Source organism: Mesobacillus subterraneus (assembly GCF_003937825.1).
Lineage (GTDB): Bacteria > Bacillota > Bacilli > Bacillales > Cytobacillaceae > Mesobacillus > Mesobacillus subterraneus.
Window position 1 is genome coordinate 131,533 of the sequence record NZ_RSFW01000006.1, and the last position, 12,106, is coordinate 143,638.

Below are 12,106 nucleotides of genomic sequence, written 5' to 3' on the forward strand. Positions count from 1 at the left end.
ACTGTCCAACTAAAAAAGAAGATTAATCAAAGGTAATAAAAATCCAATTCAAACCAATTCGCTTATACATCAGTCTTTTCCCAATGATTTTCGAACCATATTAAAGAATATATAAATTTATGCTAACATTAAAAGAAAATACAAGTCTTAGAGAGAGCTGGGGATTAATCATGAAGAAGGGAATTTTGCTGATTTTATTTTGGATTATGTTGATCTTTTTCGTTATCGCACAGGTGTCAGACAATTTTATTTATTGGTTAAATCCTAATGCCGTTTCACTTATAGACGAAAGAATGACCTTTACATTTGTTCCAATGTTGATTAATTACTTTCTTTTATTTTTATTTAGGAAAGTAGGAATTAGCAAATTATATTACCGCCTCTATCTTTTACTCAATACAGTTCTTTTTCTATATTTCATTTATTATCAATATGGGGATATGGGGCTCGGGAAATTCAGATAATATGACAGAACGCTTGGCAAAAGCCAAGCGTTTGTTTGCTTAATTAATATCACTGGAATTCAGCTGACTTTTAATGATTTTCCACTTCGAAATCATCTATTAAATTAAAGCTCAATCTCCCTTTTCCCTAACTCCGCAAACTCCCCTTCAGCCATGCCCGAGGTCGATACGGTCCAATCGGCACCTGGATCAGACTCGTTTTCCCTTTCTCTTTCAGTCCGTAAATTTCATCCGCCAGGTTCGCGTTAAACCCTAGCAGCGGATGGCTCCCCAGTCCCACGTTTGAGGCAGCCAGCAGCATTCTTTGCAGCAAAATTCCTGCTTCCACCTGCAGTATTCGGTATCCTCTGTACCCCAGTTCTTTTTTATAAAAATCGCTGTTTCCGACCAGATGCACGCAGATCGGTACTTGCATCATGTTTACATTGTCCATCGACAAGCCTGACTGTAAAACCAGCCGTTGATCGCCTTTACGGATTTCTCTTAATGCATGCTCGGCATGATCATAATAATAGGCGCCATTTGGTATTCCTTCGACATTATAGAGACACGCATAGATGGAAACGGGTGCATGCTGGTTTACATCATTCCGGTAAAAGAGTGAGGACATTGTATCCTGCAAAATCGCTGCCAACTGCTGCTGGCTTACCTTTCCCATGATAAAATCCATTTCAGGAGAAAACCGGTTTTCACTCGCCTTCACCAGGTCATAGGATGCTGGTTCGATTTCAGGCAGTTTGAACTGTGCCTCTTTAAATTCAATGTCAAGCTCATCTCGACACCTTTGAAAGGAAAAAACAGATTCCAGTTTCGCAGCTTGATTGGCCTCTATTAACCTCGGAAACTCCAGTACTCTTTTTGAGCGTTCGAATTTCTGGCTATATATCGGCTGTATTTCCCTTTTCAACTCATCTGAAGTCAGATTTTCTTCCTGTCGGGATGATACCCAATTCGTCGGCTCCACTGTCAGCGGAATGACCGAATATACACTCTCCTCCTCATCCATTCCGAGGAGATGATTAACCGCTGAATCCAAAAATTGATGGTACACACCTGTTGCATAGCCGAATCGTTTTGAGGTTTCCAGCATTTGGCCCACCATAACGCCTGCGTCCAATCCTTGCAGGCGGTAGGAGAAGTTATTGTATTTAAAAAAGTTTTTCCAGAATCTTGTTGAAACAAAAGCCGTTCCAAAGCAAGTGGCAACATCACATCTGTCGCCAAGCGCACGTGAAATATAGGAATCGAAGTTCCCTTCCCGCAGCAGAACGAGACGGTGGTGCGCGGGATTATAATGATAGATTCCATCTTTCAGACCGTCTATTTTTAAATACATATACAGTTCGTTCGGATACAATGCTCCGCCGGATGGTGCAAACCTGCGAAAGGATTGATATGGATCTGCTTCTTCATCAGGAAAAACCTGCTGGCTTACTTGTGAGATTCCAAACACATACCAGAGAAAGTGTCCAATCCGTTCAAGGTCAGGCTTAACGGGGTGCTCGTTTTCCTCAAGGGTCAGCGGGACCTCAGAGGACAGCGGCACCACAGGCAACCCTCGGTACAATTTGTAGGGCAATGGTGCATCATCCCAGTCCGGCTCCCAGTTAGGCTGATTGGCCCGTTCAATATCAAATTGAAGATTATTCAGAAACTCTTCCAGACTCATCCTGCTACCTCCTACGGGAACGGATGCGGATCATGATTGAGTTGTTCAAAGGTCAATGGCTCTGCGACATAGCCGAGCTTCGCCGGTACAATCAGCACCCGGTCAAGTCCTTTCAGGCGGGTCAGATGGTGTCCAAATGTCATTGGCAGCATGCCAGGGATCAATACTTTTACACAATACAGCCCATTTCTCCGCGTTTCCGGTGTCGTTTGATCCACCACGATCACCTCAAGTCCATGCCTGTGGAATTCCTCTAGTATGTCCTTAAGGTCGTCCGTCAGGTCATCATGCGTCGTGCGTCGTTTAAATTCCTCTTGAAAACTTCTCATTGGGTCATTGTTTTCCAGCAAAAAGCTTAACCGTTCCTCTGCCTGTGGCAATCCGTACAGCATCCCGTGATCATCCATCTGCCTAACCAGCGAAGGATCCTTCAACATCTGTTCATACTTCTCTTTGTTCCCCTCCAGCTTATCATCAAGGTTGAGCATCATGCCTGCAAGCTCCTGCACTGCACTTTTAGCAGCCCTGACCGGATCCAGGTGCGCACCTGCCGCACAGATGATATTCAACCCATGATCTTTCCTGTTTTTCGCCAACGCCCAGACACTTGGAATACCGTTTTCCATCGTGGCATTATACAAATATAAATCGTAGCCTGCGACTGCCTGCATCCGCTCTACCATCAGCTGCAACTCTTCATCACCCGCCTTTTGCGGATGGAGGCGCGGCAAGTTCAGCTTCGCATACCAGGTCAACAGGAAGGAATCGCGTTCAACCACTTCCATGATGCCGTAAAAAATGGCCTCCTCCCTGCTTCCGCCAAGCGCGCAGCCGTTAGAAGTTTCATAGACAAAACCAGCCGAACCGCAGCCCAGGCTGTAATAAGCTAAAAGCTCGGGTACGAGAACCGGCCGCTCCTCTGTCAAAGAGTAGCCCCATACCCAATCAATCGGAGTGTCAGGGTCGAATTTTTGAAAAGGAAAACCAGGCTTCTCATATTGTTCGTCTGCGTGCACCCCAACCTTCAGAGGATGGAGTGCCTGACCCTCCAGGTTCCGGTAACTGTCATGAACGACAGTGCGTTTCCCTCTCGGCTCCAGTCCGCAATGCCGCTCAAGGCCCTCGAGAATAGCTGTCAGTTCACTATCACCATAGCATTGTGTGCGACCCGCTGTCCCTTCATCCCCCGACATCATCGGCAGATTGACACTCGCATCGGCGAACGGTGTGATCAAATCATACATTTTGCTGTTGAAGAGCCCGGTCCGATTGTCCAGGTAATCATCCGTCAGCACGGTTTTCAAATCAGAAAGCGGTGTACACCGGTAGCTGCCTTCACTGATTTTCCGGCTGGGCTCCAATGATATTCGTGCCAGTTCCGGTGAGTCATCAGGAATTTGGCTGCAGACCGGGCACAAAGAGTCTGGCAGGAAGGAATGCCAGGAGCCATTCAATGTTTTTAAATCCGTTAAAAACATTCGGCCTTCAGAATAAGCCTGTTTTTCCGCAAGGATTCGTTCTGTTTCAGCGACAATCACGTTAGCCATTTGTAAAAGTCCAGTTTTAGACGCCCAAGGATCGATCGATCTATGTTCTGTCGCTGCCAGCTTCTGCCGTACTTGCTGCATTTCGCTTCGTTCCTGACCTCCAAGGAGGCGCCTCAGATCTCCGCACTGTGAGCATCCCGGTGTATTCGGCCGGACAAGAGGGCCGATTACTCCCTCACCAAATGAAACAAATCCCCGGAGCCAGGGACTGCCGGTCTGTTTTATCACTTCTTCCGCCTGTTGGTGTGCACGTGGATCCCAGCTGTCATGCAGGACCAGCATCAGATCTGCATTTCCGGGTATTCCATATTCAAAATCAGATCGCCTGAACACATGGCAGCGCGCTGATAATTCTTCGTACACCCTGTCAGCCAGCAATCCATCTCCTATGATGACGATGAAGGAACTCAATACACTCCCTCCTCTCGCAGCAAGACCCCGAACACTCCCTCAAGTTCCTGTTTTAAAAACGGTTCTACACTTAATTCGCATACAAATACTTGTTTTCCGTTACTTTTCAATACCTTAAAAGCTTCCTGGAGGTTTTCCTGGGCTGTTTCTGGGATGTTCAGTTTCTGTTGGTTTCTTTCGTTGAACTGAATGGCTGATTCTGCCAAGACACAGGCATTTGGAGCATCCAATTGGTTCTGATTTTTAAAGAGGGCATGCTGCAAAGCTTTTCTTAGAGCCCGGGTTTCGTTTAAATCGACGGCTCCATACCACCCATCCTGTGTACCGACCCAAAATACAGGAAAACCGGAGAGATCCCTACCCAACCCTAATCTTGGAGTACCCTGAATCGTTGTCAAAGCATTTAAGTAAAAACGGCATGTTTCATCCCCGACCGAATCCAATCCCACAAGGCTGATGAAATCCTCATGCCGCTGACTCTTCAACTCCTCGTCCAGGCATTTCTGCAGTCCCCTGCTAACGGCCTCACCGTAGCTGACTCCTGCTCCCACGCCAATGAATTCATCATATTGTTCCAATCCAGCTAATGATGCAGCGTACATTTCAATACCAGTTAGTGCCGCTTCCCTTCGTGCTTCATCATGTGTGAAAGAACAGCAAACCTGTTCCGCTAATAATCCAGCCGGCCCCTCTGTCTGCGGATCAACTGCCTGAACCCGGCACTGTGCCAATGGAAGCTGTTTTAAATCCCCCTCCTCCCACATATGCAAAATCCCTGTCTCCTTTGAAGTCACCAGGCTGAAAAAAGTCAGGAGTTTTTCAGGTTCCGTTCCTCTTATATCCGGTTCTAGCCTGCTCTCAAGGTCTTCCAGCCATTCCAGTTCCGGTTCTCCATTTGGATGCGCAAGCACAGAATGCCAGCTGCCATCAAGCGTCTCGACATCCAGTAGAAAGATGCGGTTTTTCTGGTCCGCTTGTGTCAGTCCCGCTTCATCTTTGAAAAATTCAAATGCAATGACATTCGCCAGCAATGCTGCTGTCGTCGCAGATGCTCCTGGTACTTGTGTTTCTTTTTCAAATACAGTCGAATGCAATCGCCGCCATGCAGTTTCCCACGTCACCTCAGAATCTGTTTCCACCAGCGGTCCAGCTATGCCGACCTGTTCGAGAAGGATGGCCGGAATGAACGTTTTCTGCTCTTCTATGCAGACAGAATGAAGCTGCCTCAGCTCCGCTAAATCCTGAGAAACACACAAAACGCTATCAAATGGCCGGATGACTTCAGACCAGTCTTGCTCATTCACTTCTAATTCGAGTAATTCTACCTCAGGATCTGTTTTACGAGCATGGTTCACCAACTCACGCAGGCGATTCCGATTAGTCGTACCATCAGCTGTAATGGCGACGTTCACTCTGGCAAGACCAGATTCAAGCAATGACGACACCAGTGAATTTAAAAAAGGACCAGAACCCACTGCCAGCACATTAGACTCACGGAAGCACTGGAACCGGTACGCGCCAGAGCCAGCCAGATTGTCAGCAAACTCAATTTGGGATGCGAATTTTTTTAGGACCTGTTCAGTCAGCTGGTGGGGATGATCCTCGCTGACATCACGGACAAAGCCATTCTGAAACAGTACCTCTGCAATTTCAAACACCCGATTCCGATGTGGATCCTGCAATCCTTCTGTTATTTTTCCAAGTGAATACTCACCATTGAACATCGGCAACAGCTTTTCAACCCAGAGATCCAGGCCGCTTCCCTCAAGACGAAATGACACCGAATTGTTCCTTAAGTACACACCCCTGTTCGGTTCAGGGACATAAAACGTATCTCTTTTCACCTTCAAACGCATAGAAGGGTCCATTCTTCCCATCTCAATCCTCCTCAATCCTGATTGACCTATCCTTAACCGCCACTATCATCGTATGTAGTTCAATTTGTCCCATATGTCTTTTCCATAAGAAGAAGAAACCCCTGCAGCAACCATCCGCAGGGGCCATACATTTTCTAAAGATATAGCCTTACTACCCTCGGTGGCAGCGTCCACCGCAGCCGCCGCAGCCACCGCAACGACCACATCCGCCGCATCTGAAGCAGCCTCCTCCGCACCTGAAGCAACCTCCACATCTGAAACAGCCGAAACAGCCAAAGCAGCTAAAAAACCCAAAGCAGCCCCCAAATCCGCCAAGACCAAGGAAAATACGCTCATCACCAGCATTGTAATACTGGCTCTGATCCCAACTAACCGGCTGAGAAGCCTGGAAATCACCTACATGCAAACTTTGAAGATCATGTTGAAAATCATTCATCATCTGTATAACCTCCTCCAGTAATAACACAGTCCAAAAAACAAGAAACAACCAACAAACGAGCCTTCCACAAAAAAAAGTACAATAACCAAAGTGGAAAAATTATCAAATCAGAATACTCCCCACCAATTTATGTAAACCACCCAGACGTTGCGACTAATACAAAAGCCTAATTCTTCATCCATAAAGAAAATGGGCTGAAACAGAGGGACGGTTCTCCTGTTTCTGGAAATTACATGGTCGGCACTTAACGAATGAAAAAAATGGTCAATAATGTACTTTACTTTCAGAACATTCGTTCTTTATAATAATAGAAAGGAAGACTTTTCCTTCAATAGATTCACTAATAAACCTACAAGGGGTGATTGATGTGAAGAAACAAGTCGCTGAGTCACAAAGGTCCTTTATCTACATGGAATTGGACGAGCTTTACGCCCTATCAAACCTTCCAGAGCCTCATAAACAACAAATCTATCAGGAATTCAGGAACTTCCTTGAGGATGTCACCGATACTTCTGCGCTAGCGGATCTTACAGATGCCATATATGAACTTGGCGCGTATGAAGGTGATCCCTTCTCTAACCTGCTTTCATTAATGGAATCCTACATAGAAAAACCTCAGCTTGTCTGATCACCATAAAATTAACGCTTCCTTACACCATTGCTGCAAATGGCCGTCCCAGCAAGACAGCCAGGTTGCAGTTTCTTTTTTTCATGGTTCTATGACGCATGAAATAAATTCTATAGACATTTTGACTAGGCATTGATCTTAAAATGTGTATTAAGTCATTTTTAATAGATATTTTAAAAACAATCGTCTTGAAATGTCTATTAAACCATTTTTAATAGACTTATTAACCACCCTATCATTTCAAAATGTCTATTAAATCAATTCCATCCCCGACGAAAGGAAGGCCACTTGCTCTTTGATTCAATATAGTGAATATCAAGGATCTCATTTTAGGGGGTGATTGTTTGAAGAAACTCATCAGTATTATGTTGGTTGCGATCGTCCTTGTGATTGGGATTACCTTAGCTTTTCAATATATAATCCTCCATGGAGAATTTAAAAAATGGAGTCACGCGACCATGGATGAGGACTATTTTAAAGGGAAGACGATGTATTTAGGCTACGATTTTACCTGGAAAGGAATCGGCAGCCCCATGATTGAAAAGGTAGAGTTTATAAAGAAAGATGGCACCATTTTAGCGAAAGATGAAGATGGATTCCGTAATCATCCCTATTTTATGAAGTCAAATTCAATTGGTATACTCGATGAGGAATCGGTCTTAAAAGATGGGTTGATGGAAGAGTTGTTCGAGATAAAAGGCCAGAAGGTCGATAAGGATTTTAGACTCGTCCTGGCAGTGGAATACAATAGAACGAATCATTAAAATGACATCAATCTGGTACGAATCACGTATAAAAAATTCTGGGTAACGCAGCACCGGGAGATTCCTTTTGATGATGGAGTATTTTCAAATGAATAAAGCACAGGGTACGTCCCTGTGCTTACCTTATTCCCACTCCCTAAAAAACCTCAACCAACCACCCGATTTGAAATCAAGTCCTTTCTGCGATACACACTCAGCACGATTCCCATGATGAAAGCATTGAAAAGCAATTGGGTAAAACCATAGCTGATGAAAGGCAATGAAATTGAAGTTATTGGCAATAAACCTACAATCATGCCGATGTTATAGACAAATTGGACAAGATAGAGGGTTATTCCGCCAACAAGCAGAAGCTTTCCATAATGAGTGTTAACGTTGGTAGTGATCATATACATTCTTGCCGCAAACAATGATAAGATCAGCAGCAGAACGATTGCGAACAGGTAGCCATATTGATAGGTTAACCCGGCAAAAACCAGATCGGTATGTTCCTCTACTAAAAAAACTGAATGCTCCTTAGCTAATGGTGCCCTTTCACCAAAGCTTCCAAACCAGCCTGCCGCTGATAACTTCTCTTTTAACCGCAGGTACATATAGCCCCACGTACTTGGACTTTCCTCAGGGTAAAGGAAGCCCCATATCCTTGCAAGTTGATACGGCTTTGCGGTGAACAACGCCATACCGATAAAACTGAAGACTGAAACGGCTGAAACCGCAGTAATCCACTTCAGTGTTTTTTTACTAATCCTGCTCCACCACATCATCACGAAAACCATAATTATATAAATAAAAATCCCGGTAATATTAGGTACGCCCATAAAAAGAAGAACTGGCAAGGCGAATAACAAAAGCTGGTGCCATACCTTCAGCTTGGCATGATTGAAAAATGAAGCCCAGGCAAGAAACAAGAATGGCAGGGCCATGAAGCTGTCAAATTTATGAGCACCTATCCTAATGATTGAAACACCGTTTATCATCTCTGTCGCAAATTTCACGAGTGCAAACAATATCCCGTTTCCAATCAGATAAAAAGTCCATCTAAGCCGCTCCAACCGCCGGTAATCCAAGAACATCATGACTGCAACAACGATTAATCCCAATGCTACATGAATCATTTTATTCACAAAAAGGATATCTGCCATGGGGTGATCAAGCGAAATCACCGGCAAAAAGCTCAACCCCATCGTAATGACCAGCAATCCGATCAGCCACCAATCAATTTTCGGCTTATGGAGCTTATTCATGTCAGCACCAAGCTTTGCCGGGCTTCCCATCTGACTGACCGCTCTTTCCTCCGCTTCTTCTTCACTTAACCCTTTTCCCACCCATTCCTTCTTAACTTCATTAAGATGAAAATCCAGTTCCGATGCGACAAACTGCTTCGCTTCCTTTGAGCGGATGTGGTTTGTGACTTCGCTTAAAAAATGGTCTCGTTTGTTCTTCATTCCCTGCTCACTCCTCCACCAATCCCTTCATCACAACCCGGCCAACTGACGCATTCTTCTCCTGTTTTCGAAGAAACTTCATCCCCTTGTTGCGTATCTTGTAATACTTCGCACCTTGGTCATTCCAACTAGCTTCTATATATCGTTTCTGTTCGAGAGTGTGCAGCTTGGTATAAAGCGAACCTTCGTTTCCTTCAATCTTGCCAAAACCGCGAGAACGCAAAAGGCCTGTCAATTCATAGCCCGTTTTTTCCTGTTGAAGGAGCTGGAGAATAGCGATTGTCAACCATTCCTCATTTTCCTCGGGGGGGTTGATATTTTTATGAACTTCTTTTCTGATTCTCTCGGAAAAGCTTAACTCTTTAAAAGTGGAATTCTCCATTGATTTTCTGAGTTTTTTCAAACGTTCTTCCATTTAGTTTGCCTCCAATCTTTCCTTGAGAAGCTCTTTCGCTCGCCTCATCCGCGTCTTCACTGTGTTCTCTTTAACCTCGGTCACCACAGCTATTTCCTTGATTGACATTTCCTCGAAATAATACAGATAGATCACTTCCCGGTAATTGACAGGCAACTCCATGACCGCCGCGGCCAGCTGGCCATCCTCCTCATCCTGAATCACCGTTTGCTCCACACTGCCCGTTTGGAGCGAATCATAAATAGGCTGATAATCAGTTGTAAAAACATTTCGGTTGTACCAGCTTTTCAAATAATCCCGACAATGGTTGGAAGCAATCCTCCAAAGCCAGGTACGGAATTTCGCCTTTCCCTGATATGTATGAAGCGACTTATAGCATTTCACAAAAATCTCCTGAGTCAGGTCATCCGCAATCTCTTTATTTTTCACATAGGAAAAAGCAAGCTGTAAAATTTCCTGACCATATGTATTCATGATCTCATCCATCAGCTCTTCGGCGTTCTCGATATCAAAGATCCCTGCTGTTAATTCATCCACAACCTTTCCCCCTTCATAGTTATAGACGATGCATCACAAAATAAGTTTGGAGAAAAAATTTATTGTTTTTTCGTGGGAATGTATTGTCAAAGAAAAAGCATAACACAAAAAAAGAGACTGGAATTTCCAATCTCTTGTGATAGCCTGTTATCCTCCATAAAATCCAATTACATTCAGCAAGAAAACGCCAATGAGTATAACCGACAGTCCGGTAATGGCCGCAATCCCCACCGTTCTCTTATTTTTCGAGTCAAACCAGACTGTAAAAGCTACAATGATCGTAAAAATGATTCCAAAGAAAATTGCTGCATAAGGATTTGTCGGTGTAATCCAGTCATACCAGTTCAAAAAGTCCATATGGTACCTCCACTGTCATTATTTTCCAATTATATGAATAACTGGATAAAATGTTTCATATTTATACGATTCTTTTCCCGCTCTTCCCAAGTGCGTAATAGATTCCATGCTGCAGAGATTGCAAGCATTCATATTTTTTCAGGCCAGTCAATGTTTGTGAAATCACCATTGCAAGATCAGCTGAAATTCCCACTAGGATGACTTCAACTCCTAATAATCTGGCAGCGGACCCTAATTTGTCGATCAACTCTGCGGTATAAGGGGAAATCTCTTTGTTCAGCCCCGTAAGATCAAGCAAAACGAAGCGAGCCTGATATTTCGGCAAGTTCGTTAAGGTATTCATAATCAGATCTTCGGCTCGATCCTCATCATATCTTCCGATTAACGGTACAACCACAATGCCGTCAAGTACCGGGATTAATGGGGAGGATAATTCTTTCACCAATTTCTGCAGCATCCTTGTTTTATCTTCCACAAGGCCTTCTAGCTCCTGGATGTGCATTTGCTCTTGTTTTCTTGCGAGTTCCCGGATATTTTGCTGGACATTCACTTCGGACGGGAAATATTCCACCACTGTATATGGGCTTGTCTCACTTTGATACTCGAGAATGTTATACCAGAAGTTCTCCTCAAATAATCCTGTAAAAACACCGGCATAGTGGGAAGGCACGAAAATCCCCTTTTTATCCCGGCTGCCCAGTTGATTCATTTTGTATTCCCAATCGTCTTTAATGAACAAAGTGAAGCGGTTGGATTCAACGTCCATATTTTCTATTTTCACATAACCCCATCCGGCGGGTACGTATGTATTGGAAAGCCAATCCACTACATTAGATGTATTGATATCCTTCATGCCCTTGAAGCCTTCCCCGACTATGACGCCCTGCCTGAAGCCTGTAGTTTCAAGCACGAGATTGGTGGCCTCTTCCCCGGAAATTTCCTGGATCGTATCGAAAAAGGTTTTCATGGCTGACACCCAGAAGAAGACCACATCTCCCCCCTCGAACAACACTTCCCCGGTAGACAGGTCCCACTTCAGCTCTACTCCTCCAACCGTAATTTCCTTCTTCATCTCCATTTGAACTCACCCACTAGTATATGATTATGTAAAAAATGATCGTTTTCAATTTTGATTAGTTCGACAATAATAAGTATTTTCCCTTCCTGGAATTTCTTAATCCTTTCCATCAAAAAAGCATGAGATATTTGTCCCATACTTTATGAACCCCATTACTGCAATAAACATGCAGGGGCTGTCCTATTACAAACCGTGAATCATCCGATGCCAGGTAAACATAGGTTGGAGCTTTTTCAAGCCTTGGCAGCACTGTAGTCAATCAGCTGTTCGTGTCCATGATATGCGACTGCAGAGGCCGTGTTTATGATCGAGTTTAAATGTAGAAGAACATCTCTTGTTTAGTAAAAATGCGAGTAAATATTCACTTTGAAGGTGTCATCGAATTGCTTATCGGTCATATCCAAGAGGTCATTCTGCTGGAACTGGATTCGGACCCTGAATACAGAGGACGTGCGGGACGGTTTATCATCGTCCC

At 44.3% G+C, this 12,106-nt stretch carries 11 protein-coding genes and 1 pseudogene; 2 read left to right on the forward strand and 10 right to left on the reverse strand.

Annotation, left to right across the window (positions count from 1 at the left end):
- Positions 1-591: 591 nt before the first annotated feature.
- The 4 genes from EJA10_RS03715 to EJA10_RS03730 form a co-directional block, all read right to left on the reverse strand.
- Positions 592-2,133, reverse strand: coding sequence for a SagB family peptide dehydrogenase (locus tag EJA10_RS03715; RefSeq protein ID WP_125478655.1), 1,542 nt, complete (start codon positions 2,131-2,133; stop codon positions 592-594).
- A gap of 11 nt (positions 2,134-2,144) precedes the next feature.
- Entirely contained in the window at positions 2,145-4,091 is a 1,947-nt protein-coding gene (locus tag EJA10_RS03720; protein ID WP_125478656.1) for a TOMM precursor leader peptide-binding protein, read from the reverse strand.
- Complete coding sequence (locus EJA10_RS03725) at positions 4,088-5,968, reverse strand: putative thiazole-containing bacteriocin maturation protein (protein ID WP_125478657.1); 1,881 nt, start codon at positions 5,966-5,968, stop codon at positions 4,088-4,090. Before EJA10_RS03725 ends, EJA10_RS03720 begins: the two co-directional genes overlap by 4 nt.
- 151 nt (positions 5,969-6,119) lie before the next feature.
- On the reverse strand, positions 6,120-6,407 hold the full coding sequence (locus tag EJA10_RS03730; RefSeq protein WP_342773878.1) for a heterocycloanthracin/sonorensin family bacteriocin: 288 nt from the start codon (positions 6,405-6,407) through the stop codon (positions 6,120-6,122).
- A gap of 367 nt (positions 6,408-6,774) precedes the next feature.
- On the opposite strand from EJA10_RS03730, the gene EJA10_RS03735 reads away from it, so the two are divergent.
- A complete protein-coding gene (locus EJA10_RS03735; protein ID WP_125478658.1) occupies positions 6,775-7,035 on the forward strand; it encodes a hypothetical protein in 261 nt (86 codons plus the stop codon).
- 344 nt (positions 7,036-7,379) lie between these two features.
- Positions 7,380-7,799 (forward strand): hypothetical protein, encoded by a 420-nt coding sequence (locus EJA10_RS03740; RefSeq protein ID WP_125478659.1) that lies wholly within the window; start codon positions 7,380-7,382, stop codon positions 7,797-7,799.
- A gap of 146 nt (positions 7,800-7,945) precedes the next feature.
- Here EJA10_RS03740 and EJA10_RS03745 read toward each other — a convergent pair whose 3' ends face one another.
- The 6 genes and pseudogenes from EJA10_RS03745 to EJA10_RS23715 form a co-directional block, all read right to left on the reverse strand.
- Entirely contained in the window at positions 7,946-9,244 is a 1,299-nt protein-coding gene (locus EJA10_RS03745) for an FtsW/RodA/SpoVE family cell cycle protein (protein ID WP_125478660.1), read from the reverse strand.
- Between the two features lie 7 nt (positions 9,245-9,251).
- Positions 9,252-9,659 (reverse strand): PadR family transcriptional regulator, encoded by a 408-nt coding sequence (locus EJA10_RS03750; RefSeq protein ID WP_125478661.1) that lies wholly within the window; start codon positions 9,657-9,659, stop codon positions 9,252-9,254.
- The gene (locus EJA10_RS03755) at positions 9,660-10,196 is read right to left on the reverse strand and encodes a sigma-70 family RNA polymerase sigma factor (protein WP_125478662.1); all 537 of its coding nucleotides are present in this window, start codon (positions 10,194-10,196) and stop codon (positions 9,660-9,662) included.
- Positions 10,197-10,343: 147 nt separating this feature from the next.
- A complete protein-coding gene (locus EJA10_RS03760) occupies positions 10,344-10,553 on the reverse strand; it encodes a hypothetical protein (RefSeq protein WP_125478663.1) in 210 nt (69 codons plus the stop codon).
- 61 nt (positions 10,554-10,614) lie between these two features.
- A complete protein-coding gene (locus tag EJA10_RS03765; protein WP_125478664.1) occupies positions 10,615-11,631 on the reverse strand; it encodes an STAS domain-containing protein in 1,017 nt (338 codons plus the stop codon).
- 109 nt (positions 11,632-11,740) lie between these two features.
- Positions 11,741-12,065 (reverse strand): annotated as a pseudogene (locus tag EJA10_RS23715) (SDR family NAD(P)-dependent oxidoreductase); the annotation flags it as partial.
- Between the last annotated feature and the right edge of the window lie 41 nt (positions 12,066-12,106).

Coding starts and splice junctions, on each gene's coding strand:
- EJA10_RS03725 (WP_125478657.1), bottom strand. CDS start 5,968: ATGGGAAGAATGGACCCTTCTATGCGTTTGAAGGTGAAAAGAGATACG.
- EJA10_RS03750 (WP_125478661.1), bottom strand. CDS start 9,659: ATGGAAGAACGTTTGAAAAAACTCAGAAAATCAATGGAGAATTCCACT.
- EJA10_RS03730 (WP_342773878.1), bottom strand. CDS start 6,407: ATGATGAATGATTTTCAACATGATCTTCAAAGTTTGCATGTAGGTGAT.
- EJA10_RS03765 (WP_125478664.1), bottom strand. CDS start 11,631: ATGGAGATGAAGAAGGAAATTACGGTTGGAGGAGTAGAGCTGAAGTGG.
- EJA10_RS03745 (WP_125478660.1), bottom strand. CDS start 9,244: ATGAAGAACAAACGAGACCATTTTTTAAGCGAAGTCACAAACCACATC.
- EJA10_RS03760 (WP_125478663.1), bottom strand. CDS start 10,553: ATGGACTTTTTGAACTGGTATGACTGGATTACACCGACAAATCCTTAT.
- EJA10_RS03715 (WP_125478655.1), bottom strand. CDS start 2,133: ATGAGTCTGGAAGAGTTTCTGAATAATCTTCAATTTGATATTGAACGG.